This is a genomic window from Streptomyces sp. 8N616 (assembly GCF_052246385.1).
In the GTDB taxonomy this organism is placed as follows: domain Bacteria; phylum Actinomycetota; class Actinomycetes; order Streptomycetales; family Streptomycetaceae; genus Streptomyces.
The window spans coordinates 40,021-62,389 of sequence record NZ_JBQQBY010000020.1 but is presented as its reverse complement, the minus strand read 5'-3'; the positions used below and the strand labels follow the sequence as shown (position 1 = coordinate 62,389).

17 protein-coding genes are annotated in these 22,369 nt (G+C 70.2%); 8 read left to right on the top strand and 9 right to left on the bottom strand.

Translation table 11 applies throughout. The features are described 5' to 3' along the window. Positions 1-2: 2 nt before the first annotated feature. The 6 genes from ACTWQC_RS19660 to ACTWQC_RS19635 form a co-directional block, all read right to left on the bottom strand. Entirely contained in the window at positions 3-968 is a 966-nt protein-coding gene (locus ACTWQC_RS19660; RefSeq protein WP_443317034.1) for an HpcH/HpaI aldolase/citrate lyase family protein, read from the bottom strand. Beyond that, a complete protein-coding gene (locus ACTWQC_RS19655; RefSeq protein WP_443317033.1) occupies positions 965-2,977 on the bottom strand; it encodes a protein meaA in 2,013 nt (670 codons plus the stop codon). Before ACTWQC_RS19655 ends, ACTWQC_RS19660 begins: the two co-directional genes overlap by 4 nt. 9 nt (positions 2,978-2,986) lie before the next feature. Next, positions 2,987-4,324 (bottom strand): crotonyl-CoA carboxylase/reductase, encoded by a 1,338-nt coding sequence (gene ccrA, locus ACTWQC_RS19650; protein ID WP_443317032.1) that lies wholly within the window; start codon positions 4,322-4,324, stop codon positions 2,987-2,989. A 382-nt stretch (positions 4,325-4,706) separates the two neighbouring features. Continuing rightward, complete coding sequence (locus ACTWQC_RS19645; RefSeq protein ID WP_443317031.1) at positions 4,707-4,844, bottom strand: hypothetical protein; 138 nt, start codon at positions 4,842-4,844, stop codon at positions 4,707-4,709. After that, on the bottom strand, positions 4,841-5,644 hold the full coding sequence (locus tag ACTWQC_RS19640; protein ID WP_443317030.1) for a TetR family transcriptional regulator: 804 nt from the start codon (positions 5,642-5,644) through the stop codon (positions 4,841-4,843). Before ACTWQC_RS19640 ends, ACTWQC_RS19645 begins: the two co-directional genes overlap by 4 nt. Before the next feature lie 85 nt (positions 5,645-5,729). After that, on the bottom strand, positions 5,730-7,544 hold the full coding sequence (locus tag ACTWQC_RS19635; RefSeq protein WP_443317029.1) for a 3-hydroxyacyl-CoA dehydrogenase family protein: 1,815 nt from the start codon (positions 7,542-7,544) through the stop codon (positions 5,730-5,732). A 563-nt stretch (positions 7,545-8,107) separates the two neighbouring features. On the opposite strand from ACTWQC_RS19635, the gene ACTWQC_RS19630 reads away from it, so the two are divergent. Then, positions 8,108-8,647: a HEAT repeat domain-containing protein gene (locus ACTWQC_RS19630; RefSeq protein ID WP_443317028.1), complete on the top strand. Its 540-nt coding sequence runs from the start codon at positions 8,108-8,110 to the stop codon at positions 8,645-8,647. A 6-nt stretch (positions 8,648-8,653) separates the two neighbouring features. Here the strand turns inward: ACTWQC_RS19630 and ACTWQC_RS19625 are convergent, their stop codons facing one another. Next, positions 8,654-9,691, bottom strand: a complete 1,038-nt coding sequence (locus ACTWQC_RS19625; RefSeq protein WP_443317027.1) for an Rv2578c family radical SAM protein — start codon at positions 9,689-9,691, stop codon at positions 8,654-8,656. A gap of 196 nt (positions 9,692-9,887) precedes the next feature. On the opposite strand from ACTWQC_RS19625, the gene ACTWQC_RS19620 reads away from it, so the two are divergent. The 5 genes from ACTWQC_RS19620 (at position 9,888) to ACTWQC_RS19600 (ending at position 15,153) form a co-directional block, all read left to right on the top strand. Next, positions 9,888-10,331, top strand: coding sequence for an SRPBCC family protein (locus ACTWQC_RS19620; RefSeq protein WP_443317026.1), 444 nt, complete (start codon positions 9,888-9,890; stop codon positions 10,329-10,331). A 62-nt stretch (positions 10,332-10,393) separates the two neighbouring features. Next, positions 10,394-10,564 (top strand): hypothetical protein, encoded by a 171-nt coding sequence (locus ACTWQC_RS19615; protein ID WP_443317138.1) that lies wholly within the window; start codon positions 10,394-10,396, stop codon positions 10,562-10,564. 150 nt (positions 10,565-10,714) lie between these two features. Beyond that, the gene (locus ACTWQC_RS19610; RefSeq protein WP_443317025.1) at positions 10,715-13,246 is read left to right on the top strand and encodes a SpoIIE family protein phosphatase; all 2,532 of its coding nucleotides are present in this window, start codon (positions 10,715-10,717) and stop codon (positions 13,244-13,246) included. A gap of 85 nt (positions 13,247-13,331) precedes the next feature. Next, the gene (locus ACTWQC_RS19605) at positions 13,332-14,054 is read left to right on the top strand and encodes a class I SAM-dependent methyltransferase (RefSeq protein WP_443317024.1); all 723 of its coding nucleotides are present in this window, start codon (positions 13,332-13,334) and stop codon (positions 14,052-14,054) included. 304 nt (positions 14,055-14,358) lie between these two features. Next, positions 14,359-15,153, top strand: a complete 795-nt coding sequence (locus ACTWQC_RS19600) for a hypothetical protein (protein WP_443317023.1) — start codon at positions 14,359-14,361, stop codon at positions 15,151-15,153. A gap of 110 nt (positions 15,154-15,263) precedes the next feature. Here ACTWQC_RS19600 and ACTWQC_RS19595 read toward each other — a convergent pair whose 3' ends face one another. Both ACTWQC_RS19595 and ACTWQC_RS19590 read right to left on the bottom strand, forming a co-directional pair. After that, positions 15,264-16,004, bottom strand: coding sequence for a hypothetical protein (locus tag ACTWQC_RS19595; RefSeq protein WP_443317022.1), 741 nt, complete (start codon positions 16,002-16,004; stop codon positions 15,264-15,266). 299 nt (positions 16,005-16,303) lie between these two features. Beyond that, entirely contained in the window at positions 16,304-19,096 is a 2,793-nt protein-coding gene (locus ACTWQC_RS19590) for a helix-turn-helix transcriptional regulator (RefSeq protein ID WP_443317021.1), read from the bottom strand. A gap of 734 nt (positions 19,097-19,830) precedes the next feature. Here ACTWQC_RS19590 and ACTWQC_RS19585 point away from each other — a divergent pair. Together ACTWQC_RS19585 and ACTWQC_RS19580 are read left to right on the top strand one after the other, a co-directional pair. Then, on the top strand, positions 19,831-20,379 hold the full coding sequence (locus tag ACTWQC_RS19585) for a dinucleotide-binding protein (RefSeq protein ID WP_443317020.1): 549 nt from the start codon (positions 19,831-19,833) through the stop codon (positions 20,377-20,379). Between the two features lie 571 nt (positions 20,380-20,950). Continuing rightward, positions 20,951-21,943, top strand: coding sequence for a peptidoglycan recognition protein family protein (locus tag ACTWQC_RS19580; RefSeq protein ID WP_443317019.1), 993 nt, complete (start codon positions 20,951-20,953; stop codon positions 21,941-21,943). Positions 21,944-22,369: the final 426 nt, after the last annotated feature.

Here is a 22,369-nt window from a genome sequence, read left to right as displayed (position 1 = left end):
GCTCAGGCCTCCGGGATCTCGAACTTGCTGGTGCGCTGCATGCCGGCGGCGCGGCCCTTGCCGGAGATGACCAGCGCCATCTTGCGGCTCGCCTCGTCGATCATCTCGTCGCCCAGCATCGCAGAGCCCTTCTTGCCGCCCGCCTCGGAGGTGAAGTACTCGTACGCGTCGAGGATGAGCTCGGCGTGGTCGTAGTCCTCCTGGGAGGGCGAGAAGATCTCGTTGGCCGCCTCGACCTGGCCCGGGTGCAGGACCCACTTGCCGTCGAAGCCGAGGGCCGCGGCGCGCTGGGCCACCGCCTTGTAGCCGTCGACGTTCTTGATCTGCAGGTAGGGGCCGTCGATCGCCTGGAGGTTGTGCGTGCGGGCCGCCATCAGGATGCGCATCAGGATGTAGTGGTAGGCGTCCGCCGGGTAGCCGGGCGGCTGCTCGCCCACGACCAGCGACTTCATGTTGATGGATGCCATGAAGTCGGCCGGGCCGAAGATGATCGTCTCCACGCGCTGCGAGGCGGCCGCGATCGCGTCGACGTTCACCAGCCCCTTGGCGTTCTCGATCTGTGCCTCGATGCCGATCTTGCCGACCTCGAAGCCCATCGTCTTCTCGATCTGGGTGAGCAGGAGGTCGAGCGCGACGATCTGCTCGGCGTCCTGGACCTTCGGCAGCATGATGCAGTCGAGGTTCGGGCCAGCGCCCTCGACGACGGTCACGACGTCGCGGTACGTCCACTCCGTCGTCCAGTCGTTGACGCGCACGACCCTCGTCTTGCCCGTCCAGTCGCCCTCGTTGAGGAACTTCACGATGGTGTGCCGCGCCTCCGGCTTGGCGAGCGGAGCGCACGCGTCCTCCAGGTCCAGGAAGACCTGGTCGGCGGGGAGGCCCTGCGCCTTCTCCAGGAAGCGCGGGTTGCTGCCCGGCACGGCGAGGCAGGAGCGGCGCGGCCGCAGGCGGTTGACGGGGCTGGTCATGCGGGGACCTCCAGGGGGTCGAGCTTGTTCGCTGTACGGATCTCGTCGACGATACGGCCGATGATCTCCGTGATACCGAAGTCCTTCGGGGTGAAGACGGCCGCGACTCCGGCCGCGCGGAGCGCCTCGGCGTCGGCGGAGGGGATGATTCCACCGACGATGACCGGGATGTCCCCGGCGCCGGACTGACGCAGCCGCTCCAGTACGTCCGGCACGAGCTCGGCGTGCGAGCCGGACAGGATCGACAGGCCGACGCAGTGCACGTCCTCGGCGACGGCCGCCGAGACGATCTGGTCCGGCGTCAGCCGGATGCCCTGGTAAATCACCTCGAACCCGGCGTCCCGGGCCCGTACGGCGATCTGCTCGGCGCCGTTGGAGTGCCCGTCGAGGCCGGGCTTGCCGACCAGCAGGCGCAGCTTGCCGCTGCCAAGCTCGTCGGCCGTCCCGGCGACCTTCTCGCGGACGGAGGCGAGCGGGCTGCCCTCCTCCGCCGCGACCGCGAGCGGCGCGCTGCTGACGCCCGTAGGAGCCCGGAACTCGCCGAAGACGTCCCGCAGGGCCCAGGCCCACTCGCCGGTCGTCACGCCCGCGCGGGCGCATTCGAGGGTGGGGGCGAAGAGGTTGGTGTCACCCGCGGCCGCGGCCTTGAGCGCCGAGAGGGCCTCCTGCGCGCGTCCCTCGTCGCGGTTGTCGCGCCATGCGTGCAGGGCGGTCACGACCCCGGCCTCGTTCGCCGGATCGACCGTCATGATCGCGGTGTCGAGGTCGGCGGTGAGCGGGTTGGGCTCGGTCGACTCGAAGCAGTTCACACCGACGATCTTCTCGTCGCCGGACTCGATGCGCGCCCGGCGCTCGGCGTGCGAGGACACCAGCTGGGCCTTGAGGTAGCCGGACTCGACGGCCGCCATGGCGCCGCCCATCTCCTGGATCCGGTCGATCTCCGTCAGGCACTCGTCGACCAGCGCGTCGACCTTGGCCTCGATGACGTGCGAGCCCGCGAAGATGTCGTCGTACTCGAGCAGGTCGGACTCGTGGGCCAGGACCTGCTGTATGCGCAGGGACCACTGCTGGTCCCAGGGCCGGGGCAGGCCAAGCGCCTCGTTCCAGGCCGGGAGCTGGACGGCACGCGCGCGTGCGTCCTTGGAGAGGGTGACGGCCAGCATCTCCAGGACGATCCGCTGGACGTTGTTCTCCGGCTGGGCCTCGGTCAGGCCGAGGGAGTTGACCTGGACGCCGTAGCGGAAGCGGCGGTGCTTGGGGTTCTCGACGCCGTAGCGCTCGCGGGTGACCTGGTCCCAGATGCGGCCGAAGGCGCGCATCTTGCACATCTCCTCGATGAAGCGGACGCCCGCGTTCACGAAGAAGGAGATCCGGGCGACGACGTCCCCGAACTTCTCCTGCGGGACCTGCCCGGAGTCCCGTACGGCGTCCAGCACCGCGATGGCGGTCGACATCGCGTACGAGATCTCCTGCACCGGCGTGGCCCCGGCCTCCTGCAGGTGGTAGCTGCAGATGTTGATCGGGTTCCACTTGGGGATGTGGGCGACCGTGTACGCGATCATGTCGGTGGTCAGGCGCAGCGACGGGCCGGGCGGGAAGACGTGCGTTCCGCGCGACAGGTACTCCTTGACGATGTCGTTCTGCGTCGTCCCCGACAGCTTGGTGATGTCCGCGCCCTGCTCCTCGGCGACCACCTGGTAGAGGGCCAGCAGCCACATGGCGGTGGCGTTGATGGTCATCGAGGTGTTCATCTGCTCCAGGGGGATGTCCTGGAACAGCCGCCGCATGTCACCGAGATGGGAGACCGGGACCCCGACCCGGCCGACCTCGCCGCGGGCGAGGATGTGGTCGGGGTCGTAGCCGGTCTGCGTCGGGAGGTCGAACGCGACCGACAGGCCGGTCTGGCCCTTGGCGAGGTTGCGCCGGTACAGCTCGTTGGACGCCTCGGCCGTGGAGTGCCCGGCGTACGTCCGCATCAGCCACGGACGATCCTTCTGACGCTCAGTCATGCGGCTCGCTCACACATTCCGGAAGCGGTTGATGGCATCGATGTGCTTCGCGCGCATCTCCTCGTCGCGCACGCCCATGCCCTCCTGCGGGGCCAGGCACAGCACGCCCACCTTGCCCTGGTGGAGGTTGCGGTGCACGTCGTACGCGGCCTGGCCGGTCTCGTCCAGGGTGTACGTCCTGGACAGCGTCGGGTGGATCTTGCCCTTGGCGATCAGGCGGTTGGCCTCCCAGGCCTCGCGGTAGTTGGCGAAGTGGGAGCCGATGATCCGCTTCAGCGACATCCACAGGTAGCGGTTGTCGTACTCGTGGTTGTAGCCGGAGGTCGAGGCGCATGTGACGATCGTGCCGCCCTTGCGCGTGACGTACACGGACGCGCCGAAGGTCTCGCGGCCCGGGTGCTCGAAGACGATGTCCACGTCCTCGCCGCCGGTCAGCTCGCGGATGCGCTTGCCGAAGCGCTTCCACTCCTTCGGATCCTGGTTGTGCTCGTCCTTCCAGAACTTGTAGCCCTCGGCGTTGCGGTCGATGATCGCCTCGGCGCCCATCGCGCGGCAGATCTCCGCCTTCTGGTCACTGGAGACGACACAGATCGGGGTGGCGCCGCCGGCCAGCGCGAACTGCGTCGCGTAACTGCCGAGTCCGCCGCTCGCGCCCCAGATCAGAACGTTGTCGCCCTGCTTCATCCCGGCGCCGTTGCGGGAGACGAGCTGCCGGTAGGCGGTGGAGTTGACCAGGCCGGGGGCCGCCGACTCCTCCCAGCTCAGGTGCTTGGGCTTGGGCATGAGCTGGTTGGACTTGACGAGCGCGATCTCCGCCAGGCCGCCGAAGTTCGTCTCGAAGCCCCAGATCCGCTGCTCGGGGTCGAGCATCGTGTCGTTGTGGCCGTCCGCGGACTCCAGCTCCACCGACAGGCAGTGCGCGACGACCTCGTCGCCGGGCTGCCAGGCGTTGACGCCGGGCCCGGTGCGCAGCACGACGCCCGAGAGGTCGGAGCCGATGATGTGGTACGGGAGGTCGTGACGCTTGGTGAGCGGCGACAGCTTGCCGTACCGCTCCAGGAAGCTGAAGGTCGACACCGGCTCGAAGATCGAGGTCCAGACGGAGTTGTAGTTCACCGAGCTGGCCATGACGGCGACGAGTGCCTCGCCGGGCCCGAGCTCGGGCACCGGCACGTCGTCCACGTGCAGGGACTTGCGTGGGTCCTTGGCCCGGCTCTCGACTCCGGCGAACATCTCTGCCTCGTCCTTGTGGACCGTGACCGCCCGGTACGACTCGGGGAGCGGCAGGGCGGCGAAGTCGGCAGCGGTGCTGTCGGGGGAGAGGATTGCGTCCAGGATCTTGTTCATGGTGGGCCTCCGGCGAAGCGTTGCGGAACGCTTGAGGGAACGCTGGGGTCTTTGACGGTTGGTGCTGCGTGCCGTCGGTTCGGCGCAAGGTGTTGCTTGGCTGCGCGGGGTGGCCGCGGTGGGTCCCGCCGGACGGAATCCGGGGGATGTGCCTGTGACGCAGGCGTCCGGGCGCGCAATAGGCTTGCGGGGACAGCCGGGCGCAGGTGCCTTCACTCCGCGCCCGGCCGCCCGGACCCCTTCAACGTATGGCACGCCGTGCCACTCGGCAAGACACTGCGTGCCAACAATTTCTCTCAGATGTCATCCCGCAGGTACTTATGAGCAACAACGGCCGCCCCTCCCGGGGCGGCCGTTGCCGACAGTGATCAATCGCGTGCCGTCAGTGCGTATTCTCCAGCGGCGGGGCGCCGATGCCCGCCGCGACGGCGCCGAGCGGAGCCGTCGGAGTGAGCGCGGTCAGCCGCTTGGCCGGATCCCGCCCGGCGGGACCGCACGCCCGCCCGTGCTGCGAGCTCACTTGTCCTTCAGGGCCCGCTCGATGGTGCGCATGACCTCGCTCAGAGGGGCGTCCGTTCGGGCCACCGTCACCAGCACCTCGCCCTCCGCGGACACCGATGCCGCGGGCCCGCGGTCCGCCGTGGGCCGGCCCGCGCCTATCCCGGTCCCGAAGGTGTCCCGGACGATCTCGAAGGCGTGGTCGAGCTGGGCCTCCACATCCCCCTGGCCGCCGCTGCGCAGCCAGCGCCGCAGCACGTGGTTGTGCGCCGTGACCACCGCGGAGGCCGCGACCTCGGCGAGCAGCGGGTCGTCGTCGCCGTCGCGGTGCGCGCGCTCGTCGAAGTGGCCCAGCAGATAGCGGGTGAACAGTCGCTCGTAGCGCGCGACGGAGGCGATCTCGCGCTCCCGCAGGGTGGGCACCTCGCGGGTCAGCCGGTACCGCTCCACCGACACCGCGGGCGAGGCCGCGTACATCCGCATGACCTCCTTGATGCCCCGGCAGACCGTGTCCAGCGGATGCTCATGGGGCGGGGCCGCCTCCAGTACCGCCTCGGCCCGGACGAGCGTGTCGTCGTGGTCGGGGAAGATCGCCTCTTCCTTGGAGCGGAAGTGCCGGAAGAAGGTCCGCCGCGCGACCCCTGCCGCGGCGGCGATCTCGTCCACCGTCGTCGCCTCGTACCCCTTCGTCGCGAAGAGCTCCATCGCCGCGGCCGCCAACTTGCGGCGCATGGTCAGCCGCTGGGCGGCTGCGCGGCGGCTGCCCGGGCTCTCCGATGGCTCCACAGGAGGGGTACGAGGGGACTTAACGGGCTGGGACATGTGGGGAACGTAACACGATGCGCTGACACCGTGCGGGGGCGGACTGCCAACGGGGTCCAGCAGACCGCCCCACGCCGCGTCCCCCTCAACGCCGGGCATACTCGCGGAAGCCGCGCCCCGTCTTACGGCCCAGGCAGCCCGCCGCGACCAGGTGCTCGAGCAGTGGCGCGGGCGCAAGGCCCGGGTCGCGGAACTCGCGGTGCAGCACCTGCTCGATGGCGAGCGAGACGTCCAGGCCGACCACGTCGAGCAGCTCGAACGGGCCCATCGGGTAGCCGCCGCCGAGCTTCATGGCGGCGTCGATGTCGTCCAGCGACGCGTAGTGCTCCTGCACCATCTTCACCGCGTTGTTGAGGTACGGGAACAGCAGCGCGTTGACGATGAAACCGGCCCGGTCGCCGCAGTCCACCGGGTGCTTGCGGACCGCAGCGCACACCTCGCGGACGGTGGCGTGGACGTCGTCCGCGGTGAGGACCGTACGGACCACCTCGACCAGCTTCATCGCGGGCGCCGGGTTGAAGAAGTGCATCCCGATCACGTCCTGCGGCCGCGAAGTGGCGCGGGCGCAGGCGATGACGGGCAGCGAGGAGGTCGTCGTGGCGAGCACGGCGCCCGGCTTGCAGACCTTGTCGAGCGTGCCGAAGAGCTGCTGCTTGACCTCCAGGTCCTCGGCCACCGCCTCGACGGCCAGGTCCACGTCCGCGAAGGCGTCGAGCGAGCCCGCGGGCGTGATCCGGCCCAGCGCCACGTCCTTGGCCTCCTCCGACAGCCGCCCCTTCTCGACCGACCTGGCCAGCGACTTGGCGATACGGGCCTTCGCCGTGTCCGCCTTCTCCTGGCTGCGGGCGGCGAGCACCACGTCGTAGCCGGCCTTGGCGAAGACCTCCGCGATGCCGCTCGCCATGGTGCCGGAGCCCGCGACGCCGACAGCGGTGACCGTACGGCTGCGCGCGGCGGCACCGGCCTCGACCGGGGTCTCGGCGTCCGGCACGACGGTCCCGCTGCCCGGCGCCTCGTACGTGTAGAAGCCGCGGCCCGACTTGCGGCCGGTCAGCCCGGCCTCGCTGAGCTGCCTGAGGATCGGGGCCGGGGCGTTCAGGCGGTCACCGGACGCCGCGTACATCGCCTCCAGGACGGTGCGGGCGGTGTCGATGCCGATCAGGTCGAGCAGGGCCAACGGGCCCATCGGCAGGCCGCAGCCGAGCCGCATCGCGGCGTCGATGTCCTCGCGGGTGGCGTACTTCGCCTCGTACATCGCGGCGGCCTGGTTGAGGTAGCCGAAGAGCAGTCCGTCCGCCACGAAGCCGGGCCGGTCGCCGACCGCCACCGGCTCCTTGCCCAGTTCGCGGGCCAGCGCGGTGACCGCGGTGACGGCGGCGGGCGCGGTGAGCACCGAGGAGACCACCTCGACCAGCCGCATGGCGGGCGCGGGATTGAAGAAGTGCAGGCCCAGGACCCGTTCCGGCCGGGCGGAGTCGGCGGCGAGGCGGGTCACGGAGAGCGCGTTGGTGCCGGTCGCCAGGATGGTGTCGGGCCGGATGATGGAGTCGAGCGCCGCGAACACCTCGTGCTTCAGCTCGTAGTGCTCGGGCACGACCTCGATGACCAGGTCGGCGTCGGCCGCCGCCTGGAGGTCGGTGAACGTACGGAAGCGGGCGAGGACATCCTGCCGCTCCTGCTCGGTGAGCCGCTCGCGCTCCACGGCGCGGGCCGTCGAGGCTTCCAGGGCGGTCGCGGCCTGCATGGCTGCGGCCTCGCTGATGTCGATCCCGATGACCTCCCGGCCTGCGCGGGCCAGCACCTCGGCGATGCCGGTGCCCATCGTGCCGAGGCCGACGACGGCGACGGTGCTGAGGGTGGAGGGAGTGGAGGCGGGATCCGGGGTGGACGGACGAACCATCGCGGGACTCCTGAGGGTGTTCCCCGGGCACCGCGGCCGCGGGGAGAGTGACGACTGAGGGGTTTTCCGGGTGCGGATAGGGTCCGGCTGCGCGAACGCGCTCACCGCGGAAGGGGGTTTGCCTGATGTGGGGCTGCACGGCGGGCAGCGATGCCCGGCGAGAAAGGCGGCCGGCCCTGTCCCGAGGCCATGCCGTACTGCGTGCGTGTTGTGTGTGCAGAACCGACTGCACGAGGCGGCTGCGTCACCAGGCCGCCCGAGCGGGTGTGCTCGTACCAGGAGCTTAACCCGTGGGTAACCAAATCCGCCAGAGGAACTTGGGCGCGGTCGGCTGTGGCGCGGGCCACGCGGGGGAGGAGGACTGCATGGAAGCGGGTGAGGGGCACGGCATGGGGACGGAAGGCGCATTCCGGTCGCTGGTGGAGCGGGCGCAGGGGGAGGCCGCGAGACGGGGGGAGGGGGCGGAGTACGAACGACTGGCCGCGCTTGTGGAGGGCAGATCCGCGGTGAACGAATCTGTGGGGGAGGGGCCCGCGGGGAACGGATCTGTGGGGAACGGATCTGTGGGGAGTAACTCGGCCGGGGGCAGCTGCGCGGGGGGAAGTCACGCGGCTTGCTGTGGCGAGCTGGCACGTGTGCTCGCCGAGTCCGGGCGGCCGCTGTGGGCGCGGGAGATCGCGGCCTTCGCGCTGGGGTGTGCCGGGGACCGGCGGGCGTTCGAGACGCTGGTGCTGCTGCTCAACCACCGGGATCCGCCGCGCTGCGCCACGGCTGCCCACGCGCTGGCCCGGCTCGGCGACCCGCGTACGGCCCGGGCCGCTGCTGCCCTCGCCACGAATCCGCTGCGCACCGCGTACGCCCTCTACCCGGTCCGGCTGCTGACCGAGCTGCGCGCGCCGGAGTCGGTGCCCGCGCTCATGGCCACCCTGGAGCGGCTGCTGGCGGACGGGGGACCGTACTGGCAGGTGGCCCTCGCCTGCGTCGAGGGCCTGGGCGCTCTCGGCGACCCGCGAGCGATCCCTTCGCTGACGGCCGCCCGCGACCACCCGCGCCTGGCAGCGGCGGCCGCTGCTGCCCTGGCCCGGGTGTCGGGCGGACGTTGACCGCGTTCAGAGCAGCGTCAGTTGGGTCGGGGGCGGGAGGACCGGGTCGGGGTCGGGGTCGGGCGGCTGCGGGATGCGGCGGGCGTCGCCGGGGCGGGAGGGCCCGATGCCGAACTCGGTCGCGTACTCGTGGACTTGGCGGGTGATCCGCCGCTGGTACCACTTCGGGGCATACGCCCCGCCCCCGTACATCGTCTCGTAGCGCCGTACGAGATACGGATGGTGCTGCGCCAGCCAGGCCATGAACCACTCCCGCGCCCCGGGCCGCAGATGGAGCGCCAGCGGTGTCACCGACGTGGCGCCGGCGGCCGCGATGGCCCGGACCGTCGCGCGCAGCTTCTCGGGTGAGTCGCTGAGGAAGGGGATGACCGGCGCCATCAGGACGCCGCACGGGATGTCGTTGTCGGTCAGGACGCGGCAGACCTCCAGGCGGCGCTCGGGCGACGGTGTGCCCGGCTCGACCGTGCGCCACAGCCCGCCGTCCAGGAAGCCCACCGAGACGGACACGCCGACCTCGGTCACCGCGGCGGCCTGGCGCAGCAGTTCGAGGTCGCGGAGGATCAGCGTCCCCTTGGTGAGGATCGAGAACGGGTTCGCGTAGTCGCGCAGTGCGGCGAGGATGCCCGGCATCAGCCGGTAGCGGCCCTCGGCCCGCTGGTAGCAGTCGACGTTCGTGCCCATCGCGATGTGTTCGCCCTGCCACCGGCGGGAGGCCAGCTCGCGGCGCAGCAGCTCGGGGGCGTTGACCTTGACGACGATCTGGGAGTCGAAGCCGGTCCCGGTGTCGAGGTCCAGATAGCTGTGCGTCTTGCGGGCGAAGCAGTAGACGCACGCGTGCGTGCAGCCGCGGTACGGGTTGATCGTCCACTCGAACGGCATCCGGGAGGCGCCGGGCACCCGGTTCACGATCGTCCGCGCACGGATCTCGTGGAACGTGATCCCGCGGAACTCGGGGGTGTCGAAGGTACGGGTCACCGCGTCGGTGCCGAAGAGCGCGGGCGCCGCCGTGGTCGCGTCGCCCGCCGCCAGACCGTCCCAGCGCATGGCGCCTCCCTCTTCCTTGCAAGCCGTTCCTTGCACATCCGTCACGCTAGAACACTTATTCGAATGACGCCAGACGGTATCCCGTAACGGCTCACGCGGGGACCCCGATTTGGGCCGGGGGAGCGCCGGTGGTTGGCTTGGCGGGCAGGACGCACCGCAGGTCACAAGGACCGGCGAGTCGACGGAAGGAAGAACGATGGCGCAGGTAGAGGCCACGACGGAGCGGATCGTCGCGGCGGACCCCGAGACGGTGTTCCGCGCGCTCTCCGACTACTCCGGCACCCGCGCCAAGCTGCTCCCCGAGCACTTCAGCGAGTACGAGGTGCGCGAGGGCGGCGAGGGCGAGGGCACTCTGGTGCACTGGAAGCTCCAGGCCACCAGCAAGCGGATCCGCGACTGCCTGCTCGAGGTCTCCCAGCCGACCGCCGGGCAACTCGTCGAGAAGGACCGCAACTCCTCCATGGTCACCACCTGGACCGTGACCCCGGCGGGGGAGGGCAGGGCGAAGGTCGTCGTCACCACCGTCTGGAACGGCGCGGGCGGCATCGGCGGCTTCTTCGAGAAGACCTTCGCGCCCAAGGGGCTCGGCAGGATCTACGACGCGGTGCTCGCCAAGCTCGCCGCCGAGGTGGAGAAGTAGGCCGTCGGTCTCGATGCCGTCGGCATCAATACGGCCTCGGTCTCGGTGGGGCCTCGGTCTCAGTGAGCATCACGAAGCCCCGGACGCAGGCAGTCCGGGGCTTCGTGATGCTCACCGGCCGCCCGCCGATGATGACGCTGACGGACGCGCGCGGAGAGGTCGTGGCCACGGTCCTTCAGGTCGCGGGCGGCGGCCGCATGGAGCGGGACCTCCTGCTCGGCCACGAGGACTGAGAAAGCTGAGAGGACGGAGGGGACGGAGAGGACTGAGGAGACCCAAGGCGGCCTGCGCGACTTGCGCGAACGGCACGCGCTGCACCCTTACTCACCCGTACCGTGGTGACGGTGCCGCGGATCATGCGGCAGGGAAGGAGCCTCCCGGCTATGGACAGTGGCATTCCGTCGCAGGCACCGGCCGGTCCGCCGCAGCCGAGAGCCCTGTCCGGAAAAATCCCGCTCGCTGTCGTCGTCGTGGACACCAACGGCCTCGTCTCGCACTGGAGTTCAGGCGCGCGGAGGCTCTTCGGCAGCACCCGTGAGGAAGCCGTCGGCGTGCCCGCCGCGGATCTCCTGCCCGTCTCCGGCGCCCTCGACGCCGAGCAGGGCGGCTTCGCCTCGTACGAGGAGGGGGCCGGGCCCGGGTTGGGGGACTCGCTCAGCGGCCGGATGTCGTACCCGGCCGCGGGCCGGGCCCGGATCTCCGACACCGGCGCCGGCCCCTCCGCGCGCGTGGGCGAGGAGTCACTGGACGTGCTGTGGTGGGCGTACCCGCTGATCGGCCCCGGCCCCGAACGGCTGCTCGTGCTCGCCGCCGGCACCCGCGGGCTGTGCGGGCCCGGCGGGCCGTACCACGAGAGCCAGGAAGCCGGGGAGTGCTGCCCCGGCGAGAGCATCGCACCCGGCTTCGCGCTGCACACGGAGTTTCCCGGCGCGGACGAACTCGCCGGCAGACTGCCGGAGATCTTCCCCAGCATGAGCGTCGCCCAGGGCACCCGGATCGCCGCCCAGGTCCTGGAACTCGGCTATCCCGTACTGGAGTTCAGCCGCCACGACCGGGTGCCCATCACCCCTGACTGGGGCGTGCCGCGGCGTGCCGGGCGCCCGCGCAGGCCGCAGGGTGGCGACCCCGCTGCCTTCGTACCGCCGTCGCCCGGCTCGGACACCGGCCCCGAGGAGGACCTCGAGTACGCGGCGGTGCGCGAGCGGCTGGAGTTCCTCAACGAGGTGAGCAGCGGCATAGGCTCCTCCCTCGACCTGGCCAGGACGATCCGCGAGGTCACCAGCGCGGCCGTCCCCCGCTTCGCCGACTTCGCGGGCACGCATCTGCGCGCCCAGGTGCTGGCGGGTGAGGAGTTCCCCGACGGCGTGCCGGACGTGACCACCATCTGGCACCGCGTCTGGGTGGAGCACAACGACGAACCGGGCCGCTGGGACGACACCGTGCCGGTCGGGGAGGCCATCGCCTTCCCCGAGCACACGCCGTTCTTCCAGTGCATGGTCACCGGGGAGCCGGTGCTCATCCCGCGGATCAGCGACGAGCTGGGTGCAAGGATCTCCGGCCAGTTCGAGAAGCGGGACCTGCGGCCGCTGATCAACGGGCGGTCGATCCTGATCGTGCCGCTCAAGGCCCGCGATGTCGTCCTCGGCTTCATGGTGCTGCTGCGCCGGGCCGACCGCGAGCCGTTCAACGACATGGACCGTACGACCGGCGCCGAACTCGCCGCCCGCGCCGGGCTGGTGCTCGACAACGCGCGCATGTACACGCACCAGGAGAACGTCGCCGAGACGCTCCAGGACAGCATGCTGCCGCAGGTCGCCCCGCGCCTGCCGGGCTGCGACACCGCCACCCGCTACCTGCCGGGGACACGGCTCGGACGCGTGGGCGGCGACTGGTTCGACACCATCAAGCTGCCCGGCTCGCGCACCGCGCTCGTCGTCGGCGACGTCATGGGCCACGGCCTCAACGCGGCCGCCATGATGGGCCAGTTGCGCACCGCCGTGCAGACGATGGCCGCGCTCGACCTGCCGCCCGCGCAGCTGCTGCGCAATCTCGACGATCTGGCGCAGCGGCTCGGCGAGCACTACCTCGCCACCTGCCTCTACGCGGTCTACGACCCGATCCGCTCCGAGCTGCTGATCTCCAACGCCGGGCACATCCCACCCGTACTCGTACGGGCGGGGGACGGGCGCAGCGAGCTGCTCGAGGTGCCCACGGGCGCTCCGATCGGGGTCGGGGGAGTGGCGTTCGGGACGGCCAAGGTGCGGGTGGCGCCCGGCGACCGGCTCATCCTGTGCACGGACGGGCTGGTGGAGGTGCGGGGTCAGGACATCGGGGCGGGGCTCGCGGCCCTGTGCGAGTCCGCGGCGCACCCTGCGGCCTCCATGGACGCCGCCTGCGACACCATCATCCGCGCGCTCGCTGCCTCTTCCTGGGACGAGGGCCAGGGCGGCCGCAAGGACGACGTCGCCCTGCTCATGGCCCGGCTGAACGGGATCCCGCGCGAGCAGGTGGCCGCCTGGCGGCTGGGCACAGACCCGCGGGAGGTGGGCCGGGCCCGGCGGATGGTCCGCGAGCGGCTCACCGACTGGGGCCTGGAGGAGGCCGTCGACACCGCCGAGCTGCTGGTCAGCGAGGCCGTCACCAACGCGGTGCGGCACGCCTACACCGAGCAGGTCGAGCTGCGGGTCGTACGGACGGACGCGCTCCTGTGGGAGGTGTCGGACGACGACCGCGCACTGCCCGTGCTGCTCGACGCGGACCGCGCGGACGAGTACGGGCGCGGGCTGCGGGTGCTCGGCTCGCTGACGCGGGAGTGGGGGACCAGCTCATCGGCGCGCGGCAAGACGGTGTGGTTCGAGCAGTCGCTGCCGCGCCCGGCGAGGCCGGCGACGCGTGCCGGCACGAACAGCCGGTGAAGTATCGCTACAGCCCCTTGCCGGGCCCCCTGCCCTGGCAGTAGAAGATCTTGACAGCCCGTCAGTGGATCGTGGGGAGCGCACTATGAGCGTGTCGCAGCAGTACAGGGACGCCTGGGAGGGCTACTGGAAGGACACCTCCAGTGCCTCGGGTGAGGCGATCTGGGACTCCGAACCGAGCCTCACCGCGATCCCGCACATGGAGCTCTTCGCGCCGCACGCCGTCGCCTCGCTGCCCGTTGTCGACCTGGGCTGCGGGAACGGCACGCAGACCCGCTACCTCGCCACCCGCTTTCCGCGGGCGATCGGGGTGGACCTCTCGCACACGGCGATCGAGCACGCGCTCCGCGCCGACACCGAAGGCGTCGCGGAGTTCCGGCAGCTCAGCCTCACGGACGCGGATGGCGTACGGGAGCTGCACGAGCGGCTCGGCGACGTCAACGTCTATATGCGCGCCGTCATCCACCAGAGCGAGCCGCAGGACCGGGCGCGTGTCGCGGCAGCGGTGGCGGCGCTGGTGGGATCGGCCGGTCGGGCCTTCGTGGCGGAGCTGACCTCGGGGTCGCGGGCGGTGCTCCAGAAGGCGATGCAGTCGCCCGGCGGTCCGCCGCCGAAGCTCGGCAAGGTCTTCACGCACGGGCTCAAACCGGCCGACGCCGACGACTCGGAGGTGGAGCGGCTGCTGCGGGAGGCGGGGCTGACGGTGCTGGCGCAGGGTGCCACGGTGCTGCCGCAGACCGAGTACCTCGCGGACGGCACGCGGATCGATCTTCCGGCGCAGTGGCTGGTGCTGGGCCCCGCGGGCTGACCGGAGCAGGGAATGGCACGAAGGGCTGGACGATGTGAACCTTCGTGCCCGCACCGCCGTTGAGTAGATGCCGGATCAGTCATCCCCCCAAGACCGGCACCGGCCCGGCGGCCGGCTCCAAGAGAGCTTGCCGCCGGGCCGACTTGTATGGGGGTCGTAGCGCGGGCTTGCGCCCCCTCACGTAACAGGACGGTTCCGTTCATCCGGGGCCGGCAACAAGGGACCTGCCCCGTGAACCCGCTGTCTCTGGAATGCCGTTTCGGAGGTGAATGCGCCAAGCACAACGCCGAAAGGGCACACAACCATGTCACTCAACCGCTCCCGCAAGATCGCCGGACTCGCCGCTCTCGTCGTCAGCGGGGTGCTCCTCACGGGATGCAACCCCTTCAGCGACGAGCCCGACGCGGCCGGCACGTCAAAGGCCGCGGCCTCCAGCGTCGACTCGCCGGAGTCGGACAGCCGAGCGGACGGCGTGGTCACCGGCACCCTGACCTATATGGCGCCCGGCAAGCTCGAGGTCGACGGCCGTCCTTTCTACGTCGCTGAGGACACCGAGATCTGGGGTTCCGGCCTCATCTGCGGTGACCCGGCGGGACAGGCCCTCGACGCGTGCACCGCCGAGGAGCTGGAAGCAGCCGCCAAGAAGGGCGGTGCCGAAGCCGAAGTGGAGATCCAGAAGGGCACGGCCGTCAAGGTCACCGATCAGTACAGGAGTGACAACCCGTCCGAGGTGGACGAGGGTCACGTCGCCGGCGCCGATGGCGGCACCGACTCTTCAGAGAACCCCGCCGGGACCGACCGCGGCCAGGCCAGCGGGGCGGACGGCGGCAACGACGCGACCGCGGACAACCGCGCGGACGGCACGGTCACCGGTGCCCTGACCTTCATGGCGCCCGGCAAGCTCGAGGTCGACGGCCGCCCCTTCTATGTCGCTGAGGACACCGAGGTCTGGGGGGCAGGCGACATCTGCGGTGACGGAGAAGGACATGTCGCCGACGCGTGCACGGTGAAGGAGCTGGAAGCAGCCGCCAAGAAGGGCGGTGTGACGGTGGCCGTGGACATCAAGAAGGGCGTCGCGAACGTGGTCCGCGAGCAGTGACCTGGAGTCATCCTCAGGCTGAGGCCACTGACCCGCTTGTGTGAGTCCCCCCGGTGAGTCCCACCCCCGCGTGACCCGCAGGGTGGGACTCACGGCAGCGCGGCAGGTGCTCAGGCTCGTCGTTGGCCGCACGGCCTAGGAGAAGGGACCGCTTCCGCGGCCTGGTACGTGATGCGACCCCAGCTGCCGCTGCGGCGCAGGGTCAGTCCCATACGGGCCAGGTACGGTTCGAGCCGGACGAGCCGAGCTCGTAGCGTGGGCCGCCGCAGTGGCTGGTCGGACGTGCCCAGCAAGAGGCGGAGATCGTGGCAGCACCACGGCCGGCGGTCCCGGACCAGCAGACGCAGCAGAAGCCGCTGCGTACTGTGCAACGGACCCGCGGCGCTGTGCAACGGGCCCGCGCACGCCGGCGGGCCGGGTGGATCCGGTGACGGGTCCGCCGGAGTGGCCGTGAACCAGCGCTGTTCAGCGGTCAGTCGGGCGGTCAGCTCCCGGATCGGCATGTTCCGTTCGAGGACATTCGCTGCGCCGGCCCTGAGCAGCCCCAAAACGTCGGCACCGCTCGGTACGAGCGCGATCACCGGTGAGAGCCTGCTCAGAACGCTGGTCCGCCGGCCGAGGTCCGGCAGCCAGCGAGGGTGTGGCACGTCCAGGATCACAAAGGGCACCGAACTGTTGAGGAGTTGAAGATACGCTTCGGACGAGCCCCACCCCTCGAGCATCGGCGGCACCATTCCGGCAATGCGCACATTCCGCAACAGCGGTCGGGTCGCCGAGTGGTCCAGGGTGATCGTCAGAGCTCTGCTGTTCAGTCGGCCCGGATTCCCGAAGTGAACGGTGGAGTTGGGCACGGGTTGCATCTATCGACCTTCCGTGTCTTCCGACCGCACCGCGATGTCTCGTGCACTGGTGATCCTGTATGTCCCTTGCTGTCAGCGGCCCGAGGAACCGTGGCGACTGATCGCGCGGGTCGTTCCCCCTCTGCGCTGCGGTCGGTGAGGGTTCGGGCCGCCGGAATGGAAGGTGGTGACGTCGGCCGCTGTCAGTGGAGCTTCGCGGTGCCACCGCCGTGGACCGGCAGGCCCGAGGCCGAAACTCTCAACTCTTGGTGCCTGCTTGCATCGGCGAAAGTCGCCTACTGAACCCCCGTCTAACGCGCGGGGCTTGGGGTGCCCCGGGGTGGGGCGGCCGCCTCGAGCAGGGGTGATGACGCGTTTTCCGGCTGGTACAGGTCCTTCAACTGCCTGCGCGAGGTGACACCGAGTTTCTTGAAGATGCTGCGCAGGTGGGCATCGATCGTGCGCGGGCTCAGAAAGAGCCGGGTACCGATCTCCTTGCTCGTCGCACCCGTGGCCACGAGGCGAGCGATGGTGAGCTCGCGCGGAGTCAGCTGTTCCAGTTTGTCAGGGGTGCGCCGTGTGGCCTTCTCGCCTGTCGCGCGCAACTCGGCGGCGGCCCGGTCGGCGAACGCCTCGGCCCTCATCGAGTCGAACAGCTCGTGGGCACTGCGTAGGTGAGTGCGAGCCTCTCGTCGTCTGCCGTGTCTGCGCAGCCACTCGCCGTAGAGCAACTGTGCCCGGGCGTGCCAGGTGCGGTCGCGGCTGTCGCCGAGCCGCTTGATGGCCTCGTGGTAGTGAGCGTCGGCCCGGTCGTCCTCCGCGATGAGCGCAGCGGCGCACTGCTCGATGCCCTCGCCCCACCCGGTCCGGACCGCGGATGTACGAGTCCTGAGGGCCTGGTGGGCCGCCACCGCAGCATCACGTTCGCCGCACCGAACGGCCGCCTCGACCAGCTCGGCCAGCGCAAGGCCAGTGACGGCCGGGTCCCCATAGGCGCTCGCCGTCCGTGCGGCCGCCAGCGCGGCCGCGTATTCGGCTCTGCCGTTGTGGAGCAGGGCGGTCGCCCACATGCAGAAGGCGACCTGCAGCCCATCGCCGCGCTGGTCCGCCCCGTGCGCCATCGCCCGGATCCGCTCGGCCGCCCCGGGCTCCGCGCGCAACGCCGCGAGCTGCGCGCAGGCGTACGTGAGCCGGGTCACGCCGGTCACCTCGACGAGCGCCTCCATCTCGCCCAGCGCCGACAGCGCGGCCGGAACATCGCCGGCCCGCACCGAAGCGCCGGCCAGCGTGGCCAGGCCGATGGGGAGTGCGAGGAGCGAGCCTGCGGCGCGCGCCGTCTCCACCTGCCGGGCGGCGATCCGCATGTACGCGTCCAAGTTCCACAGTTCCATGGCCAGCAGTGAGCCGAGCCACGGCCGGCGCACCCAGACGTCCGCGTCGGCATCGTCGATGATCGGCTCGAGCTTCGACACGCCCCTCTGGTAGTCGCCGGTGAACAAGTCCAGCACGGCCTCCAGCACCAGATCCACGGCACGCGGCGGCACAGGCGCAGGCGGCGCCGCGAGGGCCGCGCGAAGGGTGGTCATCATCCCGTCCCCGACCCGGCCGACGAGCATCCCCGCCTCGACCGCGTCCAGGTAGTACTCACGCGCCAGTGCGGGATCGAGCTGTGCGACCCGTTCGGCTGCCCGGAGCAGCAACAGGGGAGCCTCACTGCCACGCTCCAGGCTGAACGCCATCTGGCCGCGCAGCAGGTCGACTTGGGCTCGCTGCCGCACGCTGAGGGGACTGTTCTCGACCGTGCTCAGGAGACTGACAGCGTTGTCCACCGCGCCGACTTCGAGTTTGGCCCGTGCTGCAGCGAGTGTTCGTGCGGCCCGTCGGCCCGGGTGAGCAGTGAGCGCGGCCGAGCGCTCCAGGAAGGCCGCCTCTGCGGCGATACCTCCGCGGGCGTGCGCACGATCCGCGGAGCGTACGAGTGCGTCGCCGATGTCCTCGTCCGGTCCTGGCGTCGCCTGCGCGCGGTGCCACGCTCTGCGGTCCGGGTCGTGGGCGGGATCGGTGGCCTCGGCGAGGGCATGGTGCGCCCGTCGCCGGCCCTCGATGGAGGCGGCTCGGTAGGCCGCCGATCGCACGAGCGGATGCCGGAAGTGGATGCGGGTGCCCAACTCGATGAGACCGGCGGCTTCGGCGGGTGCCGCTGCCGTGGCCTCGATGTCCAGCACCTCGGCCGCTCGCCACAGCAGTGCCGGGTCCCCGGTCGGCTCGGCGGCCACGACCACCAGGAGTTCCGCGGTGCGGACCGGCAGGCTCTGAAGGCGCTCGCGGTAGCTGTTCTCGATCCTGCTCGGCACCGGCATGGTGTCGGGCAGCCCGAAGCCGCCCGCCAACTGCGCCGGTCCCATGCTCTTGGGCAGTTCGAGAAGTGCCAGTGGGTTGCCGTGTGCCTCGGCGAGGATCCGCTCACGTACCCCCGCGTCCAGCGGAGCACGGAACTCCGAAGCCAGAAGCTCCCGGGCGGGTGCATCGGCCAGGCCCTCGACCCGTAGGTTCGCAAGCCCTGTGAACGCGTCCTCGGCCTCGTCGCGGTGGGCGATGACCAGGACGATCGGTTCGGCCGCGATCCGCCGGGCGACGAAGCCGAGGGCCTGAGCCGATGCCTGGTCGAGCCACTGCGCGTCATCGATGACACAGAGGAGGGGTTGCTCCGCCGCGGTCTCGGCAAGCAGGTTCAGCACTCCAAGGCCCAGCCGGAACTGGTCCGGGACAGTGCCGCATGTCTGCCCGAATGCCACGGACAAGGCCTCGCGCTGCGGCTGTTGAAGATTACCCATCCCTTCCAGCATGGGTGCACAGAGCTGGTGCAGTGCCGCGAACGCGAATTCGGCCTCGAACTCGACGCCGGAGGCTTCCAGGGTCCGGAAGCCGGCGGACCGCTCCAGGAGTTGTTTCAACAGGGCGGTCTTTCCGATTCCCGTTTCCCCGAGCAGGACCAATGACCCTCCGCGCCCCTTACGGGCCGAGTCCAGGAGTCGGTCGAGCTCTTCAAGCTCCTTCGCCCGGCCGTGCAGTAGCGAGGTACGTGTACAGCTGGCTATGTGCATGAGCGCATCTTAGGGACGGCCCAAATGGCCGCCCACGATTTGCCGAGGGCGACCCGCCGACTGTGGGGAATACGACAACCCGCCTGTGTTCGCCTTTCACTTCGGCCTCGTGGGGTGCACCGGTCGGAGCCGAGAAGGCGGGCCCGGTCCATCGGCCGACCGCCGCGGGCTCCTGCGCCACACGATACGGGCCCTCACGCCACACGATACGGGCATCCCAACTACCCAATCGGCTGCCCGTATGCGGCAGACAGAGTGGCGGATCCGCGCTGAACTGGGAACATTCAGCGGCCCGTTCGGGCAGAAGCGGTCATCGAGGCAAGCCAAACGGAGGTCGGGGCGGCGGTGGATTCCCCCTACGATGAGCAGGGGGGCTCATCATGAGGTCGAGAAGCGGCTGTGAGAACGACGCGGCTACCGCCGCCGAGTTCCGAACGGGTTTCTGCTTCTGCTCGGCTACCGGGCCGGGGGCCCGCGCCGTCTGATCACGGACCGCCGCAGCAGTCTCCTCACCTCATTCTCCGGAGACCTGGCAATAAAGGAGCCCAGGAGATCGCCAAGGGTTTCGGACCTGTCGGCCCGAATGCAGCGGTCGCCCGACGTCAAGGTCCAGGGCGCTTCTTGTCCTTCCGGTTCTCCTTCCGTCGGTTCCCGGTCCCCCCACACGTTCGGAGCAGGCAGCTCGAACTGACCGTTGCCGGACGATCAGGACGGACGCAGACAGGAGCGCGACGATGGAGATCACCGTCATCGGGGGCGGGCGTGTCGGCACCGGGCTGGCGCGGCTGTGGAGGACAGCCGGGCACGCCGTGACGGTCCTGAGCAGTGAAGGCGGGGATGCCGCTGGAGCGGACGTGGTCGTGGTGGCCGTGCCCGCTCCTGCGGTCTTCGAGGCGCTGGGCAGGGTCTCGGGCCTGGCGGGGCAGGTGACCATCGACACCTGTAACGTCTTCGGCGGTCGTGATGAGGAGTTCCCTTCGCTCTCGCATCAGCTCAAGTCGATCATTGGCGGGGCGACGGCCAAGGCCTTCTCGACCAACTTCGCTGCCGATTACGACCGCGTCGGTGAACAGCTCGTCAGACCGAGCAACCTCTTCGCCGCCGAGCCGAAGGCGCGGGAGATCGCCGAACGGCTGAGCCACGACGCCGGCTACGACCCCGTCTTCGTCGGCGACCTCGACCCGGGCGCGCGGCTGCTCGAGGACAGCTTCGGGCTCACCCGGGCCCTCGCGCGCCAGTTCGGGCATTTCTTTTACCGCTACGCGCGCCCCGGTGCCCTTTGACCAACACCGGAGGGGCTGGGAATTCGGCAGGAGACCGTCAATTCGCGCACGTACTCGCGCACGTACTCGCGCACGTACTACGCCGTGCGGGCGCTGAAGGCGGGCCTGGCAGCCCGAGGCGGGACGGACGCTCAGTACCCCCTGCCGCTGATTACCCCCTGCCTCCGATTTAATCCCTGACTCCGATCGAACCGGCGGACCCATCTGTTCGTGGTACGGGGTGGGTTCGCTGGTTCGCCTTCCCCCATCCGCCTTCGGCCGACGCGACAGGCTCACGGCCGAGCCGGAGTCCTGCGTAACGGGGCATGTGATGGGGACCGCTTCGGCAGTGTCCGGCCACCAACCGGACGAGGGGAGGCCCTGCGGACGACCCGCCAGCAATTCCTCACCACAAACGAGAGGCGCCTCCATGACGTCAAACCCCAAGCCCGGTTCCCACCGTGATAAGCCTCGGCTTTCCCGTCGGGGGGTGCTCGGAACCGCCGGAGCCGTGGCTGCCGGAGCCGCCCTGACGCCTGCGGTCTTCGCTGCTGCGGGTGACGCGACCGATGCGACCGGGGAAAGTGAGGGGGTGGCCGAACTTTCCACTAAGGCAGGTACGCAGAACAAGACCTTCCCGAAGACGAGGAGCGCCCTCGCCAAGGGAACCGACGCGGTTGAGACCGCCTTCCCCGTTAGTTACGTGGGCGTGCGCTGGGCCGGCGAGGATCAGGGCCCCGCCATTCGTTTCGCCGATGCCGACGGGAGCCCGGGCGAGTGGCGGGAACTGCGTGCGGGGTGCGCGGCCGTTAACGGCGTCGGGACGGCGCTCGTACCCGCTACGGCCGCAACCCGGTACCAGATTCGGGCCGCCGACAGCACAACGGACGTGCATTCTCTCGCGCTTGACACGAAGGACGGACCTGGGCAGGCCCTGAAGGTTCCGACCAGCCCGACCCGGGTGCGAGGCCTGGAGTACCTCTCACGGGCGGCGTGGGGCTGCGATGAATCCAAGCGATTCAAGCCGGACGGAACCGAGAACTCGCCCCCGGAGTACTACCCGGTGCAGACCATCACGGTCCACCACACCGACACGCCCAACGATGACCCGGACCCTGCCGCCACGGTGCGGGCCATCTACGAATTCCACGCGATCACCAACGACTGGGGTGACATCGGCTACCACTTCCTCATCGATGAGGCCGGTCGCATCTACGAAGGGCGCTGGTCCGGCACCGATGGAATTCCCGCGCATGACGCGGAGGGCAAGGGCGTCACAGCCTTCCACACCGAGGGCTTCAACTCCGGCAACATCGGCATCGCTCTCATGGGCACGCTGGGCGACCGGGGCCCCACGGACGACGCCCGCTCCTCCCTCATCGAACTGATCAGGATCCTGTCTCGCTCTCACGGCCTGGACCCCCGGGGGAAGACGACATTCGTCAACCCGGTCAACGGGGTGAAGAAGGACGTGAACATCGTCAGCGGCCACCGCGACTGGCTTCAGACCGACTGCCCCGGTGGAGTTATGTACGGCGAGCTGGAGGCCGTCCGAGCGGCGGCGTCCTTCTCCCGGCGCCGCTGAGCTCGTCCTTCTGCGGTGCGCCGGTTGCGTACGCGGGCGGCCCAGCACCGAAGGAGCTGGGCCGTCGCGCGCACCCACGGCCGCAGCCGCAGAGACGCGGCTCCAGCCGCGAGGGTCGCCGAGGATGCCGGAGATCGCGCAACGAGCCCATCGCGCTTGGGAAGACGTGGTCCTGAACTGCACCAGGATCTTGGACCCGGTGAACCATCTGCGTGGATCTGCGTTATGGAGGGATGGCATGTGTGCACAAGCGGCCTCCCGCGGACGGCGGCTTTCCGTGGTTGCCCTCAGTGGTCGAGCGGCAGGTCATCGAGCACCAAGCGGAGAGGGGAGAGGCGAGGACCGTATGAGTGAACGGACCCTGGAACCGCTCGGGAGTGGGGGAGTCGGGGAGAGCCCCGAGAGTGGATGGGCGGCGCCGGTCGC

Coding starts and splice junctions, on each gene's coding strand:
- ACTWQC_RS19610 (WP_443317025.1), top strand. CDS start 10,715: ATGGACAGTGGCATTCCGTCGCAGGCACCGGCCGGTCCGCCGCAGCCG.
- ACTWQC_RS19590 (WP_443317021.1), bottom strand. CDS start 19,096: ATGCACATAGCCAGCTGTACACGTACCTCGCTACTGCACGGCCGGGCG.
- ccrA (WP_443317032.1), bottom strand. CDS start 4,324: ATGAACAAGATCCTGGACGCAATCCTCTCCCCCGACAGCACCGCTGCC.
- ACTWQC_RS19635 (WP_443317029.1), bottom strand. CDS start 7,544: ATGGTTCGTCCGTCCACCCCGGATCCCGCCTCCACTCCCTCCACCCTC.
- ACTWQC_RS19640 (WP_443317030.1), bottom strand. CDS start 5,644: ATGTCCCAGCCCGTTAAGTCCCCTCGTACCCCTCCTGTGGAGCCATCG.
- ACTWQC_RS19605 (WP_443317024.1), top strand. CDS start 13,332: ATGAGCGTGTCGCAGCAGTACAGGGACGCCTGGGAGGGCTACTGGAAG.
- ACTWQC_RS19600 (WP_443317023.1), top strand. CDS start 14,359: ATGTCACTCAACCGCTCCCGCAAGATCGCCGGACTCGCCGCTCTCGTC.
- ACTWQC_RS19655 (WP_443317033.1), bottom strand. CDS start 2,977: ATGACTGAGCGTCAGAAGGATCGTCCGTGGCTGATGCGGACGTACGCC.
- ACTWQC_RS19660 (WP_443317034.1), bottom strand. CDS start 968: ATGACCAGCCCCGTCAACCGCCTGCGGCCGCGCCGCTCCTGCCTCGCC.
- ACTWQC_RS19585 (WP_443317020.1), top strand. CDS start 19,831: ATGGAGATCACCGTCATCGGGGGCGGGCGTGTCGGCACCGGGCTGGCG.
- ACTWQC_RS19620 (WP_443317026.1), top strand. CDS start 9,888: ATGGCGCAGGTAGAGGCCACGACGGAGCGGATCGTCGCGGCGGACCCC.
- ACTWQC_RS19625 (WP_443317027.1), bottom strand. CDS start 9,691: ATGCGCTGGGACGGTCTGGCGGCGGGCGACGCGACCACGGCGGCGCCC.